Genomic DNA, 23088 nt, shown 5'->3' with positions numbered 1-23088 from the left:
AGCAGTCCCTTCCTACTGTTCGACGACCCGAGTCGAACTAAACGACACCCTAAAGGCAAACGAGCGCATGCAGAGACCGGGCTGACCCTGCTTTCTGCAGCACGTCGAGTTGGTGCTGAGCTTCCTCGGTTCGGTACGCCCAACGCTGCCCGCGCTGCAGTCCACTCAGCTGCGCCATGCCAGGCATCGCTGCAGCAGTCACGGCTCGGGCGCTAGCGCTGTGCGGTGATCCAAGCAACCGCGGCTTCGGGGAAGCGGAACTCGCAGTCCTGGCCCTCCCTAAAGGTTCCGGGCACGACGCCCCCTGCTGCCACGACACGACGGAGCACTTCAGTCGGGATCCGCTCCTGAGCGTGCTCGAGGAGCCATGTACGGGTGCAATCATCGAGCTTCGGCCACCAGTTCTGGACATCGAAGATGCCGCGATCGCGCCACTCGTCCTCGACGAGTTCGGAGACCACGTTGCCGGCGAAGACGCTCACCTTGTCGCCCTCGTCGCGGACCACGATGTTCGCAAGCCCTTCCTTCGCCGCCAGCCGGTCGCCAGCAGCCTTCGCTTCGGCGACTGTTCTGTACACGCCAGTTCGATAGGGGCCGTCTGCTCGGCCGTCACGGTTGTTGTCGTGCTCCACGGCGTAGCTCATGGTCGGAACCTAGCCCAAGGCACCGACGGCGACGGAAGGCGAATCAGCGGAGCGTCGGCGTGACCGAATACGGAGCGCGCTGTGCTCGTCGGTTGGGGTCGGGCAAGCCGCCAACGCCGCTTGGGTCTGGCGAGACGCGGTACAGGCCGTGAAACGCAAAGCGCCCGTCAACGACAAGGCTGACGGGCGACTTCGAGCGTAAACGCGTCGGATGAACTCGCGTCTTCGGAGGGGACGCTACTACGCTGCCCCTGTGAACGCCAAACTTGCCACGCTGGTGAGCGAACCGCGCTTCGGCAAGTACCTGGCACACTGCCGGAACGACGTCGAGCTTGCCGCGGAGCTCTACGAGTTCAACCTTCGGCTGGCCGGGAGCGCGTTCAAGGCTATCCAGATGTGCGAGGTCATCGTGCGTAACGCCATGGACCAGCAGCTTCGTACATGGAACCAGGACGTGGTCGGCACGGAGGACTGGACGTTGAGCCCTGCTCCCATGCTGAAGGCCTGCTTCTACGACGGCGGTCGTGACCTGTCTGACGCTGCTACGAAGGCGGCCAAGGCACTTCGGAAGTCAGGGCGGCCCGTCGTGCATGACGATGTTCTGGCCCAGATGAGCTTTGGCGCCTGGCGCTACCTGCTCCCCCCTCGCAGCACTCACATGGCGAAGCAGCGCATCTGGGACGAGGCTCTCACGAAGGCGTTTCCGGGGCGGCAGGACCGAACGACGACCGACACTTTGGCGCAGTGGCTGGGCATCGCCTACGACTTCCGCAACCGCGTAGCTCACCATGAACCGATCTACCACCTTGACGTGGTCGGTAAGAGGCGCGTGATCAGCGACGTCATTGATGCCGTCAGCCGAGACGCCAAAAAGTGGTTCGTCAAGAACGACGAGTTCGGGGCTCAGGCGCAGGAGTTCCAGCGTTTCGTGAAGGAGCGCAAGCTCCGCCTCACGTGAGGGTCGCTCGCTCGCACTCATGGTTCAACTCCGAGCGGTTGGACTGCTGCCGATACCCTGGCGGCATGCGCGTTGAGGATCAGCACCCTTGGACCAACACCTACTGGGTCGACGGTGAGCTTGGATGGCAGGACGAGTAATACCACGTGCCCCTAGCGAGAGGCGACGGGCTTCTCGACGCGGGTCGTGGGTACCGCCGCTTCCGTGTGGTCGACGTCTGGTACAGCAACGACAAGCACGGCCACTTCGACATCGTCCGGCATGTCTTCCTCGAAGACGTCACGGGCACTGACGACGACCGACTCGGTCAGATCGCGCCGGACTACTTCCGAAGCGACGACTGACATGCCTCCTGTCGAAGAGCCCGACGAGCTCCCCGTGATCGTCACCGCCGACGACGACCCCCAAAGAATCTAGTGCACCTTCGACAGGTCGATCAGCGCGAAGTGCGCGTCTGGGTTCGGGGGCCCGTTCCGGACTCGCTGCAGCATGATGGGCGGCGGTTCATCAAGATCGGCGGTCACGACGTCAACGGGCAGACCGCCACCCAGTTTCGCGAAGCTCCGGACCTCTGCCCCCCCCCCCCCGAGCGGCCGAAGGAACCCGAGGAGGACCTCGGTGCGTCTGCTTCGTCTAGCGTTGCTGCATGGCAGAAGTCACCTGGCTCGAGTCCCTAACCACGCTCGGATTCGGGCCGCTCCTAGGCGCTGCGGTCGGATTCATCGGCTCCGGGATGATCCAGCGCGGTACGGACAAGCGCACAACCGAGCGCGAACGAGAGGCCCGCGAGGAGGAACGTGCGCAACAGCGGGCTGCGGAGCGGCGTGCGTTCGAGATCTCGACGTTCTCGCGACTCCCCGGGCTGCTGCAGCACAACGCACGATCGGTCGCAAAGTTGCTTCTGTTCGACCTCTCGACGCTCAAAGAGTTCGGACGGATGACCAGCAGCACACCGTCGAACGACGATGACCTTGCCCTGCAGGTCGAGTTCAGTCTGGCGATCAGCGAAGTACTCGACGGTGACGTGCGGGCCACCTTAGAGACAGCGTCAAGCGAGCTGTCTCGGATGCAGCTCCCGCCGTCGGACTGGCAGGCCATGTCTGTCGAAGAGCTCAAGGCCGAGCGTGACTACCAGCTGCTGCACCGCCTTCCGACCTTGGTGACGGAAACGGGCGAGGCTCTCAACGCCTACCGCCGCACGTTGTACCAGTGACGACGAAACCCCTCGGGCTCCGAAAGAACCCGAGGGGATACCGGCTGACTGGCTCAGTCCTCGCCGGGGAAGTTCGTCACCGCGATGCGGCCAAACTTGACCGCCCGCGCAACAGCCAGAAGCTCGCCCGCGACTGCTGCGACGGCGGCGGAGAGCCCACTCACTGCCTCCTCGAGCGTGTCCGATCGATCCTTGCCACCCATCTCCTGCAGCCGCTCCAGGTCACGGGGAACCGCGGACACGGCCAAGTCGATGGCAGCGCGAATGCGGTCGTAGTCGATCACGGCCACGTTGTCAGCCTCTCCCGCAATCTGGACGGCGGGGGCTTCCGGGACAATCTCTAGATTCTGAGTCACGCTCGAACTCTATCGGGCAGTACCGAACCCTCGTTGTCGCCGCCGGTCTGACCTCGAGGATTTCGGAGGGGTCGCGCTCGAAACGCGAAGCTTTCAAACGGAGGGTGGTCGGTAGCTGCTGCATGCGTTCTGATGGAGTTCAGCCTGTGGGCGAAGGACCGAGCCATGGGGTGACCCGTAGGTCCACCGTGAGAGCGGCCGGAGTGGCCCAGTAGTGGGCGGACAGCGGTGCTTGAATCCGAACTTCTTCCGGGCGCGCCGCCCAGGAAACAGGAGCAGTTTCGTCGTAGACGCGCGGCTCCAGCTCAATCTGAGTCAGCGGATCCCTCATGATCGCGCTGACGATCACGAGCAAGGAGATAAAGGCCGGAGCATGATCCTCTCCGACGTTGTATCGGAGATGCACGACAACGTCCGTGGCCGGCCCTCGCTTGCCACGTTCAAGGACCAGTCGTTCGACCGTGACGAGCGAATCGTTCGTCGCAACCGCAACGGGGAACGTCGATAGCGTGTCGCTGTTGATGCCGACGAGAGTCATCGCTCCTGTTTCCATCTCTTCGAGCCTGAACTCATTGCCTGACTGAGGACCGGTCGTAGAGCGGTCAGGTCGCAGCTGGGCCGGGTCAGCCGCGCACAATCTGGACCCCATGCTTGCGTGTGTCGAGGAGGGCGATGCTGCCAGCAAGAGGCGCACGAGCGAGAGCGTGAACATCGCCATCCGCTGCGGAAATGTGGCTACCTGCGACGTGCATGTGTCCGTGGAAAGTGAGGTCGGGCCGGAGTCGTGCGCGAAGCGCGGTGACGAGTTCTCGCGACTCCTCGCTGGCGCGGAGGCGTTCGGAAGGCCACCGCGTCCCCCCGTTGATGATGGCGTCGATCTGTGCGATGCCCGCGTTGACCGCCTCGTGAAGCAGAAGCACATTGATGTGCTGGATCGGCTGGACTGCGGCTGCTTCGTCTGCCGATGCCACCTCATGTTCGCTCCAACGCGACGAACCTGGTCCCTGGTCCAGTGAAGCAGCGCCGCCGAACGACAAGAAGGTGGTGTCTGCGATCATGAATTCGAAACCTCTGGGGAGGATCCAGATCTTCCGACTCACCCGATAGGGCCGGTTAGGGTGTCGGCTGAACTCCTGGTGGAGCTGCTCCCACCACTCGTGGTTGCCGGGTGTTAGGAGCAGGCGCTCGATGTTGCGCTCGTGGAGTTGTTCGTCGAGCCACGGGAGGAAGCGCGGACTGAACTGCAGATGCGCGCCGCTCCCAGCCGATGGAGCGGCGAAGCGGAGGTCTCCGAGGTGCAGGATTGTGCGGGTCGAGGGGGCTTCTCGGTTGATGACGTCTAGGGTCGTCTTGATATGGGCGCGGTGTGATTCCCAGTCGCCGACAATAGCGACGGTGTGCTCTCCCGAAAGCGTCAGGTTGTGGGTCGGTGCGCCGGTTTGAGTGGGCCAGACGCGTCGTGAACTGGCGGAAAGCTTGGTACGCGTGGGCGGGCGGCGTTGTTCAGACATTCGGCTCCTTCGAAGGATGTCAGGCTCAGGCTCAGGCTTCGGCTGCGGCACTGGCGGAGGGTGAATAGCGGCCCGTTCCGGCGATCTGGCCGGGGTGTGAGCTGGTTCAACTAGACGACCCCCAGAAGCCGAAGGATGTTCCCGGTGGCGTCGTGAGATGCCGACCGTCGCCGAGGTGGCGACGAGCGTCCTGGCGGCGGTGCCGACATTGTCCTGACCCATGAAGCACCGATCGGGGGTTCGGAACGTGTTGACGCGATGCTTGCGCGTCGCCCACTCCGGAACGTCGGAAACCGTGCGTAGACGCAGCACGGACGCTAGCGGATCGCCGAGTTGTGGGACGGTATCCGCCCGCAACTGCTATTCGACGGACACCATCACGTACGCGCCGAAGGGCATCACGACGATGGTCGCTCGATGTACTCGTTGAATCAGAATCAGCAGCCGGGCAATTTCATAGCGTTCGGGCTTTTGGACTTGAACGTTCGATGGCTCGAAGCGCCCGGCTCTCCAACTTCCGACGTGGGTTCCTCGTGACCGATCGGGCCGACGGCATCAATCGCGTAGTCTAGTTGCCCGCAAGGCGGGCGGTGGCGTTGACCTCCCGCAGGTACGGCAGCATCTCGCTGATACGCAGGCTTTTCACTCCCGCTGCTTCGAGGAGCGGGCGGAGCGCCACGCCTCTGTCGAGATGTTCGCACAACCAGGTGTTCCGAAGTCGCCGAGGGTCCAGTGGCGGCAGGGAGGTTGGGAGTCGCAGCTGCCCTCGGATCTTCGCTAGCGGATCGTCTGGGTCTTCGTCGTATCGTCCTGCGAGAGCCCCCGTCGGGCGGTCGAACCGTAGCTGAGTTACGGCTCGGTTGTAGCGGCGGAGGACCGGGACGGTCCTCCCCCGAGTAGTTCCCCGTGGGCGGGCATGAACCAGCCATCCGACCTCTTCCGAGACGCCTGGGGTGATGTCCGCAGCGGTGAGGGCCCGGATCTCGATGCTGCGAAGCCCCGCCCCGTGCGCGAAGACGAGCAGGCACGTCATGTATTGCCGCAGTCGTAGCGTCGGTTGCAGCGATGCCGCGTCCCAGTAGTGCTTGATCTGCGCCGGGGTGTACGGCGGGAGGAAGCGGTTTGGACGCAGGTAGGCAAAGTTGGTCTCGGAGGGCCAGGGGGCTGTGCGGGTGGTGGCCCGCGCGACCCGGCGCAGTTGGGTGCGCAGCGTCGCGCGGGTGCCGGGAGCGAGGTCACGTCGACGTCCGGTAGAGAGGTACTCGTCGACGCGGTCCGGGGTGAGGACGCGGTCGGGAGTGAGGGGAAGGTCCTGCTCCTGAGCCCAGGTGGTGAAGCCGGCCAGTGCAGTGAGAAGCTTGTAGGCTGTTTTCGGGGTCCTGGGGTCGACCGCGCGGACAGCGTCTCGGATGAACTCGATGTGCTGCGCCTCCAACGGCAGGACGTGTTGAGCGCGCGGGAACCCATCGATGGTTGCGAGAACGGTCGCCGAGTGCGGGCCCCGGTAGACCAGCGACGCACCTTCCGGTTCTGCGGTGGTTGCCGGTGACTCGTTCTGCGGTGGCGCCTGTTCGCTCATGCGATTGGTCCGGGCGGTGTCGAACCGAAGCGGCCGGGGTCATCGCCGCGTGCCCGGGCACTGTCCCGCGCGGCGGCGTGTGCGCCGACCATGCGGCGAGCCCATCCCGGGTCGGCTGCCTCTCGTTCGGTCGCTTCGCGGAGTGCGGCCATGTACTTGGGGGTCGCACTGCCGGTGCTGCGTTGCAGGATGCGCGCAGCGCGCTGCAGAAGGCTTGGTGCGGTCATGCGGGAGTGTCCGTTTTCGTGGTGGAGCGCTGGCGACGCGGCTTGCTGCGGAGGTGTCGGGCGACGACGGCGGGAGTGCGGCGGCGACGCGGAGCGGTGTGCGACGTGGAGGTGGTGCTGGTGGGGTCGATGTCGCCGTAGGCGTCGCGGAGCATGCTGATGTTGACCGCGATGCTGTTTAACGCGAACACGAGCGTGTTCGCCGTGGTTCCGAACATCGCCGTGCTGTTGCGGCGCATGGACCCTCGCCAATACTTGAGCTGAGCGTTCTGGCTCTCGACGAGGTTCCGCAGTCCGTAGTGGGCGGCCCACTTGGTGGTGCCGTAGACGAACGTCTGCCGTTCCCATTCCGCTTCGGTGGGTGGGATGACGACTGTCTTGGCGCAGACGCACGGCGCCCCGGGTTCGCACGTTGTGCGTGGGATGTTGCTGCCCAATCGAGTCGAGGGCGGGTAGTTGACGCAGCGGACGTGGAGGGCACGTGCGGGGCCCTTTAGTTGGACGCTCCCGTCGGGGTAGCGGCGGTTGGGGACGAACGCCCACGTGGCGCGTTCGTCGTATGCGGCGTGGAGCTTGTCGCGCGTTTCGGCAGAGGTGCGCGCTTTGAAGCCGGGGAGCTTCCGCATCCGCTGCGGCAGCGAAGCGGGGAACAGTGACCCATCCAGCCAGAACGCGCCGAGCAGCGTGTCTGCTGGGTGGGGTCGGCGCTGTGCGGTGTGCAGGTCATGCACGATGTGCAGGCCGCGGGTGCGGATCTGCTGGGCCCATGCTTCGGGGACGGCGTAGCTGTATCCGCGGTCGACGACGAGGGTGTTGAAGGTGATGCCGCCCAGAAGTGAGTCGAGCAGTGCGATGCCTGCGGCAGCTTTATAGCTGCCGGCTGCGCGCAGCAGGACGCCTCGGATTAGCGGCACCCAGAAGCGACTCCCCGCTTCACCGGCGTCGACGAGGAGATGGCCATCACGCCCGTTGAAGGCGTTCGCTCCGCGTTCCATGGTTTTGGTCCGCCAACCGATGCGGGCCTCCAGGTCGGCGCTGACAATCGCTCGGCCGTCGGCTCCGGTTTTCGGCCAGACCGCTGCGTCGTGCGTCCACTCGCTGCTGGGCGCGGCGTCGTTGGGAGCGACTGGGTCAGGGCCGTCCGGGGTGGCAGTCCATGCCCGAGACTTCGCGCTGGTCTCGACGTCGGTGGAGTCCATCGCCTGCACCGGAGTGGGTGGAAGGATTGTGCGCCAGCCGGGCAGGCGACATGAGGCGCCGACGAGTGCGTTTGCGAAGACGTCGAGGCTCGGTAGCCAGCCCAGCCGCGGCGTCAGCAGCGCTCCGTCGTCGTCGAGGCGGAAGATGCTGTCTTCCGGGTCGAGTGCCGCGCACAGTTGCCGCCACGGGACCTGCAAGCGGTTGTAGGTGAATCGGTTGGACAGGCCGATGCGGCGTCGTTGGGCACGATTTAAGGTTGCCGCCCACCGGGTGAGGTCGGAGAGCAGGAAGTCCCGCTTGGGGTCCTGCACCTTGAACGCGATCCCGAGCTGCAGAACTGTGGCCATCGGCACCGTGGCGGTCAGTCCGGGGCGAGCGTGCTGCAGTCGTTCGAGGACTGGTCGCATTCCTGACCAGTCAAGTACCTCGACGGCGATGCGGATAGCTTCCGCGTTGGTGGGGATGACGCCCTCGGGAAGGTGGCCGGGCATCCGTCGGAAGCCCTCTGGGAGAGTGGAGTCGATCATCAGTTCGTACCCGTCAGCTGCGCGATGACAGCCGCGGTGTCCTTTCGGTATAGGTGTGGGAGGAGAGACCCGAGGCGCAGGTCGGTGGCGCCTGCGGCGGCGGCGAAGTCGCCGAGGGGAACGCCGTCGTTGAGAACGTCGACCATCCACGACATGCGGAGTCGCCGCAGCGAGAGCGCAGGGGCGTTGTCAGGCATGATCAGCCTCGCCTTCATCCGCGACATCGGCGCTTTCTGCTCATCCCGGTAGGGCCCGAGCAGCGGTCCCTCGGGATACTCCAGGGCGAGCTGCAGCAACGACTGCGTCAACGCGGCGCGGGCAGGCACGGTCCGGGCATACTCCCCTCCAACCCGCACGTGGAGCGCCCCGCGGCGCTCGAAGAGGTCAGAGGCATGCACATAGCGCATCTCGACACCACGCAATCCGAATCCGAACCCGAGCCCGAGAACGCCAGCGAAGAAACGCCGCCGGGCTTCAGTGGGCTGCACCGGAACGAGGCAGCGAAGCCCGCGTCGCTCGTCGGTGCAGTACGGCTCCGCGGCCAGGGGCTTCGTGAAGCGCGTGTCGGGGGGCGACCAGGCGGCGCGCCGTGTATTGGCTCGCCCGATCTGCCGAAGGGCGCCGCGTTTCGTGGAGCGAGAGTGCTCTCCGAGACGCTGCAGCTGTGTGGCGCAGTACCACTCGACGTTCTCCGGAGTGAAGACCGCTTCGGCCTCGAGGGGAACGTCCTGAGCGCTCAGCCAACGCACGTAGTCACATGCGGCAACCATGGCCTTGTACGCAGCCGTGGGAGTCTGCAGTCCTAGTGCGGCGACGAGTGGCCGGACGAACGCGTTCTGCTGCTCCCAAGTCGGTTCATGGGCGTGCACAGAGCGGTACCGATCGATGACCTCGTCGGCAGAGTAGACCCAAGCTCCACCCACCCAAGCGCGGCTCACCATGAGGTGCTCCGCGTCCGACGGGCAGGCCGTGGCGCCGCTGGGCGGCGCTGCACTCGAAGGGGTGCGCGTCGGGTGCGGTGAGGCACGTTGCAGGGCGGGGCCAGCGGACCGGGAGGTGACGTGCTGGTACTCAGATGCGGATGCGGTGGAACCAGCTCTTGCGTGCAGGGGCGCACGCCAGTAGGATCGAGGCGACTTACCACAGTTCCTCGAAGGCCATCAGCCACTCTCCCGACCAGGGGGCGGTTGGTGGCTTTTCTGGTTCCACCGTCGTAACGACGGTGATTCATGAGATGAAGCGTGTTCCTTTCAGGGGTTGGTGCGCCGCCAAACGCCGCGGACGTCGGTTCGTTCGATCAGACCCGAGCGACGTAGTCCGCTGATCGCTTGCGCGATCTGGGTGGCGGTGCATTCGATTCCTCGCGCGTGCAGCGTTGCCCGGATAACTCCGGTTGCGGTGCCTTCTGCGGTGACCAACCGCAGAACGCGTTGCCGCAGCGGCATGCGTGCGAGCGAGGTGGCTCCCGGTGAGCCTCGATCCAAGCGCAGCCGTTCTGCTTCCCAGGACTCGGGCCCCGGGTCGCCGCCTTGCTCGGTGACAGCGCGCTGCAACTCAGCAGCAACGCTCATGAGCGTTCGGATCGTCTCGGCCACATGACCGAGTCGTTCCTCCTGCTCATGCACGTCGTGCATTGTTCGCGCTCTCACGGTCTCCACGATTGCTTGTTGCATCAGTTGTGTGAAGGGGCTGCGCAGTGAAAGCCGCACGTCCTGGACCGCTTTGTGTAGCACCACAGATCCCGAGAGCACCGCCTGTAGTCGAAGCCCGAGGATGCTGTGGCGGAGGAGCCGGGCGTAGTCCGACGGCTGCAACCAGCGTTCGCCCTTGCGCAGGTTGTTGAACTGATCTTCGGTAAGACCAAGTTCTCGGCGGAGAGCGACCCGAAGCGCTGCAGTCTCGTGCCTGCTGCCTGAAACGTTGAGACGCTGCTCCGTTTGGCGGATGTATTGCGCTACTACCCCGACCGCTTGGAACTCCGGCCCGATGGCTTCGCAGCGCTCGCACCACGGATCTACGCAGGGCCACTGCATCCGGTGGTGGAGGGCGACCTCGAAGGGCCACCCACCTTGTTCCATGACGCCAGTCTGCCAGCAACACCACAACAAGTCACAACAAGCTGTGACTGAGAGACACAGCATCCTTATTGCCTACAACAATCATCTCCGAGGGGATGCGGCGCGTGGACGTCGTACTCAGTAAGGCGTTCTGCTCTCGATGATCTGCGCTGGTGTCGCGTCTTGCGATCACAACCTTCACCCGCGGGCTTGCTGCTTCGGACTGCAGCCCGCGCACGCGAACATGGTGTTCAGGCGGTACACGTCGTTCGAGCTGTTAGGGGTCTGATGAGTAGCCAGAGTCCCGAGGAACCGGTGCGGCTTAGATTGAGCCGATGATGGATCTCAGGCCTGGCGTACCACTCGCGACCGCGCGTGCCCTTCTCAGAGACCTTGCTCGCGAAGCGGCGAATCTGTCGAATGGCACGCAAGCAGTCGAGCGCCTGGATGCGTGGCGCAGTTGGTCCCCTCGAGCTGCTCTCCGCGCCGGGAGCGCTCTCACCCAGCGAACCGTGGATTCGATTGTGCGAGGCCCTCGATACGCGATGCTCCATGAGATTGCTCCCGCCGTCCACGGCGCTAGCCTCGCCGTCCTCATCGACTCGGAACTTGATGAGCTTCGAGGTCGTATCGCTCACGCAACTGCCGAAATCGAGGACGCGCTGAAGTATTGGGGCCATGAGGCCGTTGCCGTTCTCCTCGACACCAACCTGCTCATGCATGCTGGACCTCGACTCGCGGGAATCGACTGGGATGCACTGCTTCGGCATCCGACGAGCAACGTCGCGTTTGCCATCCCGATCGTCGCCGTTGAAGAACTCGACAAGCTCAAGTTGAATCGCAGTTCGGATACGCGAGGTAGAGCTATCTACGCTCTGAAGTGGCTCCGGCAGCTCCTGGCCGACTCGCCGACACCGCGTCCCTTCAAGACCCAGGCCCCAGGCACAACCCTCCGAGTATGGGTGGACGACAACCGCCGGCTTCCGCTGCCTGAACCTGACCGCGACATCATCGACCGCGCACAACAACTGGCGTTGATGACGAAGCGCACCGTCATCGCTTCAATGGATCAAAGCATGATCCTGCGAGCCAGGGCGTACGGTGTCGACGCTGTTCTCGTCACAGAAGAAGACATCCCGGCCCGTACTGAAAGTCAGTCCTGACGGCCGCGCGGCTAATTCGGTGTCGACGACCGCAAGTCTACCTTCTCCCCACGGTGCCCATCGAGAAGGAGTGCCGATGGGTGACGGAAGGTCCCGCCCCGATTATAGAGATTATAGATTTGGCGGTAAGTCGGTGACGGGGGCTTAGGTCGCCGGACGACTCAGCGCTGCAGGTACCGTAAGACCACTGCCGAGCGGGGGGTTCCCGGCTTCGGCCCCGCGCGACCGAGAACGGACCCCATGGCCTCGAAGCCCAGCGCCAAGCCGAAAGTGCTCTCCACCACGGAGATGACCCGCCGCGCCCAGAAGTTCGTCGCGACCTGGAAGGGGGCGAGCAGCGAGCAGGCCGACTCCCAGACTTGGTGGAACGACCTCTTTGAGACGTTCGGGCTCGACCGTCGCACCGTCGCCGTCTTCGAGCAGCGCGCCAAGCGAGCATCCACCGGCGAACGCGGCCGCATCGACATCTTCATGCCCGGCGTGATGATCGGCGAGTCCAAGAGCCTCGGGAAGGACCTCCAGGCCGCCGAGGACCAGGCGCTCGACTACCTTGCCACCGGCGACATCACCCCGGCGGAGATGCCGCGCTACGTCGTCGCCTCAGACTTCGACGTCATCCGCATCCGGGACCTCGAATCGCCCTCCGACGACCCGATCCAGTTCCGGGTTCAGGACCTGACGAAGAACATCCGCCACTTCGCGTTCCTCTCTGGCTACCGCGCCCCAAAGCGCGCAATCGAGAAGCAGGAAGCAGTCACCGTTCAGGCGGCGCGCACCATGGGCGCCCTCTACGACACGCTCCTCGGTGACGTGGACGCGATGGCCGAGGGGCACGACTCCGAGCAGGCAGCAGTCTTCATGACGCGCCTGCTGTTCCTGCTCTACGGCGACGACGCGGGAGGGCTCTGGGACCAGGGCCTGTTCGAGCGCTTCGTCCTCGACCACACCGCCGAAGACGGCTCCGACTGCGGCGCACTCATCACACAGCTTTTCCAAGTGCTCGACACACCGAAGCAGCGTCGCTCCCCGCACCTCGATGACATCTACCTCGCTTTCCCATATGTGAACGGCGGCCTGTTCCAGGATCGAGTTGACATCCCCACCTTCAACCGCGATATGCGTGCCGCCCTCCTGGTCGCATGCCGGGAGGAGTGGAGCGGCGTCTCGCCCGCCATCTTCGGCTCCCTGTTCCAGGGCATGTCGAGCCGCGAGGCGCGCCGGAAGCAAGGCGAGCACTACACAACCGAGACGAACATCCTGAAGACCCTGCGGCCCCTGTTCCTCGACGCCATCGAAGAGCAGCTGAAGGCTGCCTGGCCATCGGAAGCGGCCCTCCTGAAGCTGCACGACTCCTTCCAGGCAATGCGCTACATGGACCCGGCGATGGGCTGCGGGAACTTCATCATCATCGCCTACCGCGAGATGCGCGACATCGAGCTGCGGCTCCTCGAACGGCTCCGTGAACTCCGCGGCGAGACCACCTCTTATACGCTCGACGGCACCTGGGACCTGAAGGTCAGCCCCGATCAGTTCGGCGGCATCGAAATCAACTGGTGGCCCGCGAAGATCGCTGAAACGGCCATGTTCCTTGTCGACCACCAGGCGAACCAGCGCATGGCAGAATCGCTCGGCGCCGCGCCGGAACGTCTGCCGATCAAGCTCGCGCCGAAGATCGTCCACGCTGACGCCCTGACCGTCGACTGGGTCGACCTGTTCACTCCCTCGCCGCACGTCTACGTATTCGGCAACCCGCCCTTCCTTGGCAAGAAGGTCCGCACCGCGGCGCAGCGCGACACGATGGACCGCGTCTGGTCCAAGCACGGCAAATACAGCAAGCAGATGGACTTCGTCACCTCCTGGTTCGCGGCCGCGATGACGTACTTCCAAGACCCCCGCGCGCAGGGAGGCGGCCACTTCGCCTTCGTGGCAACGAACTCGATCACGCAAGGCGAACCCGTCGAGTCTCTCTTCGGAACCATGCGCAGACTCGGTTGGCACATCCGCTTCGCCTACCGGAACTTCGCCTGGACATCGGAAGCCGCGGGAGCCGCCGCCGTCCACTGCGTCATCATCGGCTGCGACCGCAACCCGAGCGACCCCCGCCGCATCTTCACCGCCACGGCGTCCGGCGACCGCGAAGAGTGGGTACAGGAAATCAGCCCCTACCTCACCGAGGGTGCTCAAATCCCGGTAACGAAGCGGATGACCCCGCTGAGCCCGGCGCTGAGCCCCGCGATGGTCGGGTCGCAGCCGAGCGACGGAGGAAATCTCCTGCTCGACGCCGAAGCTCGCGACGAGGCCCTCCGCGACCCGATCGCGGCACCCTACGTCCAGCGATACGTCGGCGCGGACGAGCTGATCTCCAACAAGGGGCGGTGGTGCTTGTGGCTCCGCGACGCCAACCTCGCGGAAGCACTGCGCAGCCCGTTCATCGCAGACCGGCTCGCGAAGGTGCGCGAGATGCGCGAGGCGAGCACCTACCCCTCGACCCTCGCGATGGCGCAGACCCCTCACCTGTTCTGGAACGACCAGCAGCCGAGCGTCCCGTACATCTGCATCCCTGCACACTTCACCGCAGCGCGCGACTACGCGACCGTGGCCCGCTTCGAACCGAACGTCGTCGCCAGCAACGCCAACTTCACCGCTGTCGACCCCGACGGACTGCTCTTCGCCGTCATCTCGTCAAAGATGTTTCTCGCGTGGCAGCGCCTCGTCGGGGGCCGCATCAAGTCCGACCTTCGCTTCGGCAACACGTCCACCTGGAACACGTTCCCGTTCCCGAGCATCTCCGCGGCCGAGCGCGAACGGATCATCACGGCAGGGCAAGCGGTGCTCGACGCCCGAGAGTCACTCGCCGGACAGTCCTTAGCGCAGATGTACAACCCGATCGCGATGGACGCCGAGCTGCTGAAGGCGCACATGCATCTGGACAAGATTATCGATCGGCTGTTCGGATTTGCGAAGGTGCCCTCCGAGCAGGCGCGGGCGCAGCGCCTTTTCGAGCGGTACGTGCATATGACCCAGCAGGGGCAGCTCGCCGCGTAGACACCGAGCGTCCGGGACAGCAAAGTGCCCGCTGCCTGGCAGGCAGCGGGCACTTCGCTTTGGTCGCTACGCAGCGCCGTCCGTCGATGGATTGCGATCAAACGCTCTCCTTGCCGGCGCAAGGCACAGCCGCGGCTCCGCTCGCGGCCTAGGAACTTCTGTGACACGCGCCAAAACTGCGAATGAACGGGACGCCGCAAGCATCCAGAAAGCGCTGCTCAGATCCGCAAAGCCAAAGGGATGTGCGGCCTCGACCCATCAATACCGACGGGTCGAGGTCGTTAACATCCCGAGTGCGGAGACGGAGGGATTTGAACCCTCGGTCCCCTAAAGGGGACTCCACCTTAGCAGGGTGGTGCACTCGGCCGGACTATGCGACGTCTCCAAGCACTCTCGCGAGCGCTCCGACCATCATACAGGAGGACCGGGCCACTCTCGACCCGACCGTACCCCCGCGCGTGGCACGGTCGCAGAACGCGGGTCCCCCGAAGTGGGGACACCTCGGGGTTGTCCCGACGTACCCCGGTGAATAGCATCATCGAGACGCGGCGATCACATTCCGGGGCTCGTCCCCGTAGTCGCGACACAGCACCGACGTCGCTCTCCGAGCCGGGCCCGGCGCGCCCGGTTGTCTGGCGCCCGCTCGGGGAGCGGCTTCCGGGGGCGCGGTCCACCACCGCGCCCCCGTTTCTGCGTCCGGGCATGGCGGCCGACCAGTACGCGAAAGCGACAGTGTTCCGGCACGGCCCGCGGTCTGTGCCGTCAGCGCGACAGTGTGCCGCGGATGTTCGGCGGCAGACTGTCGCTTTCGCGAGACGCGGGGTGGGACGAGCGGGGCGGGAGCCCGGCGAGCCCGGACCCAGAGCCCCAGCCGGGTCAGTAGCCGAAGGCCTTGGAGCACGTTTCCTGGTCGGCGGACTGCCCCTCGAGCCCGTCGATGGTCTCCGGCGTCGCGGATGCCGTCGGAGCAGCGGCGGCAGGCGACGACGGCGCAGCAGCCGCGGGTGCGGACGCCGGAGCCGACGGCGCAGCAGCCGCCGGCGACGAGGCCGCTTCAGACGGCGCCGCGTTCGCCTCGGAGCCGATGCCCGTGCTGTCCTCCCCCAGGGAGAACGACTGGTCCGCCTTGATCTTCGCGAACAGCTGGTCAGCCAGGTACGTCGTCGGCTGGACCTTGCCCTCGTAGACCCCGGTGCCGCCGGTCGTGCCCGGGTACTGCACGAAGTTCACCTGCGACAGCGGGAGGTCCTGCAGCGCCCGACCCATCTGCACCATCGTCCCGATGTCGTTCAGGCTCTGGGACAGCTGCATGTTCGACGCCGCGGCGCGGGCCAGCTTGTACAGGGTGGTCGGCGACGTGAGGGTGTCGTTCGACTTCACGGTCCGGAGCAGCGACGACAGGAACACCTGCTGGCTCGAGATCCGACCGAGGTCGGAACCGTCACCGACGCCGTGCCGGGTCCGGAGGAACGCGAGGGCTTCGTCGCCCTGCAGGGTCGAGGTGCCGGCGGGCAGGTCGAGCCCGGTGTAGGGGTCCTCGATCGGCTGCGCCACGCAGACCGGCACACCTCCGATCGCGTTCGACATCTCGATGACGCCGTTGAACGAGACCGCGGCCGAGTACTGGATGTCCAGGCCGGTGAGCCCTTGCACGGTCTGGGTCACGCAGTTCAGCCCGCCGTCGCTGAACGAGGTGTTGATCGGCTGCGCGGCCATGGCCGACGCGGTCCCGGAGCCGTCGGTCTTCTTGCACGCGGGGATCGGGGTGACGAGGTCGCGGGGGATGCTCACCGCGGTCGCGTTGGTGTGGTCGGCCGACACGTGGAGCAGAATGTTGACGTCGTTGAGGGTCGCGTCGCGCTCCCCGAACTCCGCGGACTGGTCCGGGTCGTTGTCCGTCCCGACGACGAGCATGTTGAAGCCGCCCTTGTACGCGCTGAGCGACGGGGCCTTGGTGCCGTTCGACCGCGGCGCGGGCTGCCCCTCGATCTGCACGCCGTCACCGAGGTCGTCGGTCACCTGCTTCGCGGCGATCGCGGCGACCGAGGCGGTGCTGACGAGCGCGACTGCGGCGACGCTCGCGACCAGCGCAGCGACGGTCCGGAAGGGTCCGGACCGTCGGAGACGTCCGTGCCGTGCGATCCCGTCGGCTCGGTTGAGACGGTGGGAGCGATCGCGGACGTCGTTCACGGGCTCTCCTGTCGTCGGTGGACGCGCCGGGGTGGCAACCGGTCAAGGCTGCCACGGAGGTCCCTGGCGATCCGGTGCGAACGACGTCAGAGCGAGCCCACCGGGCCACCGTCGACCCCCGGATCCGTGCGCCGTGGCGCCGACCTGTACGAACCCGCAGCCGGGACGGCTCAGGAGGCCACGGCCACCCGGAACCGGTCCGGCAGGGCGATGAGCGCCGCCGCGAGCTCGAGCAGCACCACGGCGCAATCGTCGAGCGCGTCGCGCTCCGCTGCCCGCACGGCCTGGTCGACGAGGTCGAGTCGCCGCGCCCGGTCGACCACGGCGTCGATCCCGTTGGCCAGTGCGACGTCGTCGGTGAAGAACGTGTCGAGCACGGTGCGCTGCGACAGCATCCAGTCGGCGCTGACCGAGGCGCCGCGCCGCCGGAGGAACCACGCGGCGAGTTCGACGAAGGCCCCGGCTTCGGTCCAGCACTCGCGGAGCCAGGCCGGGTCGAAGCGGTCGTCGTGGCCCGTGCCGCTCACCGGCGGGTCGACGACCAGCGCCCGGGCGATGCGCAGGCGCTCGGTCATCTGCCCGACGGACCACTGCGTGATCACCACGCCGACGTACCGCTGCACGGTGACGAGCTGATGGGACTCGAGGGAGACGAGGGCTTCGCGCACCGGCGTGCGGGAGACCCGCATGTCCTCGGCGATGGTGTCGAGGCGCAGGCGCTGCCCGCGGCGGTACTCGCCGCGCAGCACGCTGTCGAGCAGGCGGAGGAAGACCGCGTCGCGCAACAGACTGCGCCGGAGGCCGTGGGGGTCGCGGTCGCCCCGGCCGACACGCATCGGTGACTGCTCCATCGCGCCAGCCTCACGCACGGCGGTCACCCTGGCCGACCGCACCGGCACCGTCGTGGATCGTCGTGGTGGGTGTCGCGCTGTGGAGGAGTGCCATGCCAGCACCGTGACACCACGACGACGGCCGTGCTAAACACTCTGAATACAGAATGTTGCATGGCCGCCGTTGCTGTTCAGCGCCGCTGCTGTTCCGCGTCCCCGGTCAGGACGGACAGGGGCTGGGTGACGTCCTCGAGCCCCTTCCGTGCGGCATCGACCCCGAAGACCAGGGCTATCACCCCACCGCCGATCATCACCGCGGACCCGAGCAGGTACCCCCAGAAGAGCGGTTCACGCGAGGACCCGTCCCCGATGAAGGCACCGTAGATCAGCGGTGCGACGGCACCGAAGACCTGCGCGAGGGCGAAGAAGTACGAGATGGCCTGCGACCGCAGCTCGAGGGGGAAGATCTCGCTGACCGTCAGGTACGCGCTCGAGGCACCGGCGGAGGCGAAGAAGAACGACACGCACCAGAAGGCCACCTGGACCGTCGCCGAGATCGCGTCGGCGCGGAACAGGAACGCCGAGGTCGCCAGGACGAGCCCCGACACCAGGTACGTCAGGAAGATCATCTGCCGACGGCCCCACGTGTCGAAGAACCGACCGAGGATGATCGGTCCGAGCAGGTTCCCGATCGCGAACGGGAAGAAGTAGATCGACGTCTGCGCGGTCTTCAGGCCGAAGAAGTTCGTCAGGACGAGCGCGTAGGTGAAGAAGATCGCGTTGTAGAGGAACGCCTGCGTGATCATCATCGACGCCCCGACCAGGGTGCGCGTCGGGTACTGCTTGAGCAGCACGCGCGCGATGGTCAGGAACCCGACGCGGTCCGTCGGCGTGACGGTCATGGCCTTCGACTCGTCGACGTCCGGCAGCCGCTTGCCGGTGGACTTCTCGACCGCCTCCTCGATCTGGGTGACGGTCGCTTCTGCCTCTTCCTCGCGCCCGTGGGTCATGAGCCAGCGCGGACTCTCGGGGATGTGCCGCCGCAGGAAGATGATCGCGATGCCGAGCACCGGGCCGAGGAAGAAGCCGATGCGCCAGCCGATGCTCTCCGAGAAGTTGGCCGTGTCGAGCAGGTAGATGTTCGCGAAGGCACCGAGCGCGGCGCCGCCCCAGTAGGTGCCGTTGATGGCGATGTCGACGTGTCCGCGGTACTTCGCGGGGATCAGTTCGTCGATCGCCGAGTTGATCGCCGCGTACTCGCCGCCGATGCCGAGGCCGGCGACGAACCGGAACGCGGCCAGGAACCAGAAGTCCTGGGCGAGACCGGCGACGCCCGAGCCGATCAGGTAGATCGCGAGCGTCAGGATGAAGAGCTTGCGCCGCCCGAGCCGGTCGGACATGCGCCCGAACACCAGCGCTCCGACCACCTGGCCGACCAGGTAGATCGTGCCGAGGGAGGTCACCTGTTGCGTCGACAGGTTCAGGTCGGCCTGGAAGCCGGCGTTGGAGACGATCTGGATCTCCAGACCGTCCAGGATCCAGGAGACCCCGAGTCCGACGACGACACTCCAGTGGAACCTCGTCCACGGCAGTCTGTCCATCCTGGCGGGGACCAGGCTCTTGATCGCCCCGTTCGTGCTGCTCACGAGAGGGGAACCTACGCCGAGATCGGCGAGATGGTTCACATTCGGTACGACGGGGCCGGCTCGGAGCCGGATCCCCCTATCGAATCCGGCTCCGATGCCGGAGCTCCAATCATTGCGGTTGCTATGGAAACCCACAAGACGGGAGGCGCGGGGCGGGCCCGCCACGGGCCTCCCGTCCGCCTTCCGGTCGCTTTCGCGATCGCGGCGTAGCGTCGAAGAGGTGACCCGACCCGACATCCGCACGGTCGGCGAGCTCCGCACTTCTGGCCACGTCCAGAAGACGGTCCGCGCCGAGATCCGCGACAACCTGCTCACCGCGCTGCGCGCGGGAGACGACCCCTGGCCCGGCCTGCACGGGTTCGAGACGACCGTGATCCCGCAACTCGAACGTGCCCTGATCGCCGGACACGACGTTGTCCTGCTCGGTGAGCGCGGCCAGGGCAAGACCCGCCTGCTCCGCACCCTGCAGGGCTTGCTCGACGAGTGGACCCCGGTGATCACCGGCTCCGAGCTCGGCGAGCACCCCTACGAGCCCATCACCACCGCGAGCGCCCGCCGAGCCGACGACCTCGGCGACGCCCTGCCGATCTCGTGGCGGCACCGCGACGACCGCTACGTCGAGAAGCTCGCGACGCCGGACACGAGCGTCGCCGACCTGATCGGCGACGTCGACCCGATGAAGGTCGCCGAAGGGCGCAGCCTGGGCGACCCGGAGACCATCCACTTCGGACTCGTCCCCCGCGGCCACCGCGGCATCGTCGCGATCAACGAGCTGCCGGACCTCGCCGAACGCATCCAGGTGGCGATGCTCAACGTGATGGAGGAACGCGACGTCCAGATCCGTGGCTACGTGCTCCGGCTCCCCCTCGACGTGCTCGTGGTGGCCAGCGCGAACCCGGAGGACTACACGAACCGCGGCCGGATCATCACGCCGCTGAAGGACCGCTTCGGCGCGGAGATCCGCACCCACTACCCGATCGAACTCGAGGACGAGATCGCGGTCATCCGGCAGGAGGCGCAGCTCACCGCCGAGGTGCCGGACGCGATCGTCGAGATCCTCGCCCGCTTCACCCGTGCCCTGCGCGGGTCGAGCGCGGTCGACCAGCGCAGCGGTGTCAGCGCCCGGTTCGCGATCGCCGGCGCCGAGACGGTCGCCGCGGCGGCCGTGCACCGTGCAGCACGCCAGGGTGAGCCGGAGGCCGTCGCGCGACCGATCGACCTCGAGACCGCGGTCGACGTGCTCGGCGGCAAGATCGAGTTCGAGAACGGCGAAGAGGACCGCGCGGACGAGGTCCTCGAGCACCTGTTGCGGACCGCCACGGCCGAGACGGTGCGTGCCCGGTTCCGCGGACTCGACTTCGGGGTGCTCGTCGAGGCGCTCGACGGCGGGACGATGGTGACGACGGGCGAACAAGTCGGCGCACGGGCGTTCCTCGAGGGGCTGCCGTCGATCGGCGAGTCCGACCTGTACGACCAGGTCTGCGAGCGTCTCGGCGCCACGAACGACGGCGAGCGCGCGGGTGCGATCGAACTCGCGCTCGAGGGGCTCTTCCTCGCCCGCCGCATCAGCAAGGAGTCCGGCGGGGGCGAAGCCGTCTATGGCTAGGCAGAACCGACGACTGACGCGGGACACCCGGTACGGGGCATACACCGACGGACCGGATCCGCTCGCCCCGCCCGCTGACCTGGCCGAAGCGCTCGACGCCATCGGGCAGGACGTGATGGCCGGCACCTCACCGGAGCGTGCCATGCGGGAGTTCCTGCGCCGAGGCGGCCGGACGCAGCGCGGACTCGACGACCTCGCGCGCAAGGTCGCGGAACGGCGCCGCGACCTCACCGCGAAGAACAACCTCGACGGCACCCTGCAGCAGGTCCGCGAGCTGCTCGACCAGGCGCTCCGCGCCGAACGCGGCGAACTCGCCCGCAACGTCGAGCTCGACGACGGCGACCGCGCCCTGGCCGAGATGCAGCTCGACAGCCTGTCCCCGTCGCCGGCCGCCGCGGTGCAGGAGCTCGGCGGGTACGACTGGACGAGCCGCGAGGCCCGGCAGAAGTACGACGAGATCAAGGACCTGCTCGGTCGCGAGGTGCTCGACCAGCGCTTCGCGGGCATGAAGCAGGCGCTCGAGGGGGCCACGGACGAGGACCGTGCCGCGGTCAGCGCGATGATGCAGGACCTCAACCAGCTGCTCGAGGACCACCGCGCCGGCACCGACTCGCAGGAGCAGTTCGACGCGTTCATGGCGGAGCACGGGCAGTACTTCCCGTCGAACCCCGCGAACGTCGACGAGCTGCTCGACGACCTCGCGGCACGGGCCGCCGCCGCCCAGCGCATGCGGAACTCGATGACCGAGGAGCAGCGCGACGAACTCGACGCCCTCGCCCAGCAGGCCTTCGGCTCCCCCGACCTGATGGGGCAGCTGTCCCAGCTCGACGGCAACCTGCGGTCCCTGCGCCCCGGTGAGGACTGGGGCGGATCCGAGCGCATGGAGGGCGACCAGGGGCTCGGGCTCGGCGACGGGACCGGGGTCTTCCAGGACATCGCCGACCTCGACGCCCTCGCCGACCAACTCGCCCAGTCCGGACCGGGCTCCGAGCTCGACGACCTGGACCTCGACGCCCTGACCCGGCAACTCGGTGCCGAGGCCGCCGTGGACGCCAGGACCCTGCAGCAGCTCGAGAAGGCCCTGCGGAACTCCGGGGCGATGCGCCGCGGAGCGGACGGGCAGCTCCGGCTCACCCCGAAGGCCATGCGGCAGCTCGGCAAGAGCCTGCTCCGTGACGTCGCCGAGCGGATGTCCGGCCGACAGGGTGCCCGCGACATCCGGCAGTCCGGCGCGGCCGGCGAACCCTCGGGCGCGACCCGGCAGTGGGCGTACGGCGACACCGAGCCGTGGGACGTCACCCGGTCGATCACCAACGCGCTGACCCGGACCGCGGCCGACGGGCGGGTCGGCCCGGGCGTCCGCCTGACCATCGACGACGTCGAGGTGCAGGAGACCGAGTCCCGCACACAGGCCTGCGTGGCGCTGCTCGTCGACACGTCGTTCTCGATGGCGATGGAGGACCGCTGGGTGCCGATGAAGCGCACGGCCCTGGCGCTGCACACGCTCGTTTCGACGCGGTTCCGCGGCGACGACCTGCAGCTCATCGCGTTCGGACGCGAGGCCGAGGTCGTGGACATCGAGCAGCTCGTGGGTCTCGACGCGATGTGGGACAAGGGCACGAACCTGCACCACGCGCTGCTCCTCGCCAACCGGCACTTCCGGAAGCACCCGACCGCGCAACCCGTGCTGCTCATCGTCACCGACGGGGAACCGACGTCGCACCTCGAGCCGAACGGACAGGTGTGGTTCGACTACCCGCCGGACCCCGTGACGATCGCACTGACCGTTCGGGAGCTCGAGAACGCCGGTCGGCTCGGCGCCCAGACGACGTTCTTCCGGCTCGGCGACGACCCGGGGCTCGCACGGTTCATCGACGCGATGGCGAAGCGGGTGGACGGCTCGGTCGTCGCTCCGGAGAACGACGACCTCGGTGTCGCCGTCGTGGGGTCGTACCTGGGGTCGCGCCGCGGCGGGCAGTCGTTGTTCGACTAGCCGCCGGGTCGATCCCGACAGGGGCTGTTGCGCGGGGTTCCATGGTCGTATGCTGAGCGCCACCACAGTTGCCCCAGACCCCGGCCGCCGTGATCGTTCTTCCCGCGCTGACCTCGTCGGCGTGCCGGAAGCGGTCGGCCGAGTGCACCTGATCCGTTCTCGACCGGTCGACTCCCGCGGGGTCCCGGAGTGCAACGGCGCACGCCACCGGACGCCACGGTTCTCCGCGTCCACGGATCACGGACGCGGACCGGTCGGTGGGGTCCGGACCCGACGGGCCCCACCGTCCCGGACCGGAGTCGCCACGGCTGGCCGGGCCGGGCCGCCGGCTCACGACGGGTGC

18 protein-coding genes and 1 tRNA gene are annotated in these 23088 nt (G+C 66.8%); 7 read left to right on the top strand and 12 right to left on the bottom strand.

Annotated elements, in window-relative coordinates:
- Nucleotides 1-212: 212 nt before the first annotated feature.
- Entirely contained in the window at nucleotides 213-644 is a 432-nt protein-coding gene (locus tag EDF31_RS15110) for a hypothetical protein (RefSeq protein WP_131846708.1), read from the bottom strand.
- A gap of 253 nt (nucleotides 645-897) precedes the next feature.
- Here EDF31_RS15110 and EDF31_RS15105 point away from each other — a divergent pair, with 253 nt between their 5' ends.
- The 3 genes from EDF31_RS15105 (at nucleotide 898) to EDF31_RS15095 (ending at nucleotide 2815) form a co-directional block, all read left to right on the top strand.
- Entirely contained in the window at nucleotides 898-1602 is a 705-nt protein-coding gene (locus tag EDF31_RS15105; protein WP_165901444.1) for an Abi family protein, read from the top strand.
- A gap of 146 nt (nucleotides 1603-1748) precedes the next feature.
- Nucleotides 1749-1946: a hypothetical protein gene (locus EDF31_RS15100; RefSeq protein ID WP_131846706.1), complete on the top strand. Its 198-nt coding sequence runs from the start codon at nucleotides 1749-1751 to the stop codon at nucleotides 1944-1946.
- Nucleotides 1947-2248: 302 nt separating this feature from the next.
- A complete protein-coding gene (locus EDF31_RS15095) occupies nucleotides 2249-2815 on the top strand; it encodes a hypothetical protein (RefSeq protein WP_131846705.1) in 567 nt (188 codons plus the stop codon).
- Nucleotides 2816-2868: 53 nt separating this feature from the next.
- On the opposite strand, the gene EDF31_RS15090 is transcribed toward EDF31_RS15095, so the two are convergent.
- From EDF31_RS15090 to EDF31_RS15060, 7 genes are all read right to left on the bottom strand, one after another.
- A complete protein-coding gene (locus tag EDF31_RS15090) occupies nucleotides 2869-3171 on the bottom strand; it encodes a hypothetical protein (protein ID WP_131846704.1) in 303 nt (100 codons plus the stop codon).
- 139 nt (nucleotides 3172-3310) lie between these two features.
- The gene (locus EDF31_RS15085) at nucleotides 3311-3709 is read right to left on the bottom strand and encodes a hypothetical protein (protein WP_131846703.1); all 399 of its coding nucleotides are present in this window, start codon (nucleotides 3707-3709) and stop codon (nucleotides 3311-3313) included.
- Between the two features lie 85 nt (nucleotides 3710-3794).
- On the bottom strand, nucleotides 3795-4682 hold the full coding sequence (locus EDF31_RS15080; RefSeq protein WP_165901443.1) for a metallophosphoesterase: 888 nt from the start codon (nucleotides 4680-4682) through the stop codon (nucleotides 3795-3797).
- A 568-nt stretch (nucleotides 4683-5250) separates the two neighbouring features.
- Nucleotides 5251-6261, bottom strand: coding sequence for a hypothetical protein (locus EDF31_RS15075; protein ID WP_131846701.1), 1011 nt, complete (start codon nucleotides 6259-6261; stop codon nucleotides 5251-5253).
- Between the two features lie 223 nt (nucleotides 6262-6484).
- Nucleotides 6485-8215 carry a hypothetical protein gene (locus EDF31_RS15070; RefSeq protein ID WP_131846700.1) on the bottom strand — a complete coding sequence of 577 codons (1731 nt, stop codon included), beginning with the start codon at nucleotides 8213-8215 and terminating at the stop codon, nucleotides 6485-6487.
- Complete coding sequence (locus tag EDF31_RS15065) at nucleotides 8215-8964, bottom strand: hypothetical protein (RefSeq protein ID WP_131846699.1); 750 nt, start codon at nucleotides 8962-8964, stop codon at nucleotides 8215-8217. Before EDF31_RS15065 ends, EDF31_RS15070 begins: the two co-directional genes overlap by 1 nt.
- Nucleotides 8965-9465: 501 nt before the next feature.
- A complete protein-coding gene (locus EDF31_RS15060) occupies nucleotides 9466-10293 on the bottom strand; it encodes a hypothetical protein (RefSeq protein ID WP_131846698.1) in 828 nt (275 codons plus the stop codon).
- Between the two features lie 524 nt (nucleotides 10294-10817).
- On the opposite strand from EDF31_RS15060, the gene EDF31_RS15055 reads away from it, so the two are divergent.
- Nucleotides 10818-11435: a PIN domain-containing protein gene (locus EDF31_RS15055; RefSeq protein WP_165901442.1), complete on the top strand. Its 618-nt coding sequence runs from the start codon at nucleotides 10818-10820 to the stop codon at nucleotides 11433-11435.
- Between the two features lie 240 nt (nucleotides 11436-11675).
- Entirely contained in the window at nucleotides 11676-14480 is a 2805-nt protein-coding gene (locus tag EDF31_RS15050) for a DNA methyltransferase (protein ID WP_131846696.1), read from the top strand.
- Between the two features lie 296 nt (nucleotides 14481-14776).
- Here EDF31_RS15050 and EDF31_RS15045 read toward each other — a convergent pair.
- The 4 genes from EDF31_RS15045 to EDF31_RS15030 all read right to left on the bottom strand — a co-directional run bounded on the left by EDF31_RS15045 (nucleotide 14777) and on the right by EDF31_RS15030 (nucleotide 19146).
- Nucleotides 14777-14865, bottom strand: a tRNA-Ser gene (locus tag EDF31_RS15045).
- Nucleotides 14866-15356: 491 nt separating this feature from the next.
- Nucleotides 15357-16670: an LCP family protein gene (locus tag EDF31_RS15040; protein WP_131846695.1), complete on the bottom strand. Its 1314-nt coding sequence runs from the start codon at nucleotides 16668-16670 to the stop codon at nucleotides 15357-15359.
- A gap of 170 nt (nucleotides 16671-16840) precedes the next feature.
- Nucleotides 16841-17521: a GntR family transcriptional regulator gene (locus EDF31_RS15035; protein ID WP_131846694.1), complete on the bottom strand. Its 681-nt coding sequence runs from the start codon at nucleotides 17519-17521 to the stop codon at nucleotides 16841-16843.
- Between the two features lie 170 nt (nucleotides 17522-17691).
- Nucleotides 17692-19146, bottom strand: a complete 1455-nt coding sequence (locus tag EDF31_RS15030) for an MFS transporter (RefSeq protein ID WP_311316753.1) — start codon at nucleotides 19144-19146, stop codon at nucleotides 17692-17694.
- Between the two features lie 220 nt (nucleotides 19147-19366).
- On the opposite strand from EDF31_RS15030, the gene EDF31_RS15025 reads away from it, so the two are divergent.
- Complete coding sequence (locus EDF31_RS15025; protein WP_123291862.1) at nucleotides 19367-20752, top strand: AAA family ATPase; 1386 nt, start codon at nucleotides 19367-19369, stop codon at nucleotides 20750-20752.
- The gene (locus EDF31_RS15020; RefSeq protein WP_131846693.1) at nucleotides 20745-22745 is read left to right on the top strand and encodes a VWA domain-containing protein; all 2001 of its coding nucleotides are present in this window, start codon (nucleotides 20745-20747) and stop codon (nucleotides 22743-22745) included. Before EDF31_RS15025 ends, EDF31_RS15020 begins: the two co-directional genes overlap by 8 nt.
- The last annotated feature ends 343 nt before the right edge of the window (nucleotides 22746-23088 follow it).

It is taken from the genome of Curtobacterium sp. PhB142 (assembly GCF_004341255.1).
GTDB lineage: Bacteria > Actinomycetota > Actinomycetes > Actinomycetales > Microbacteriaceae > Curtobacterium.
Note: the sequence above shows the minus strand (reverse complement) of the source record. Positions and strands in the feature narration are given on the sequence as shown.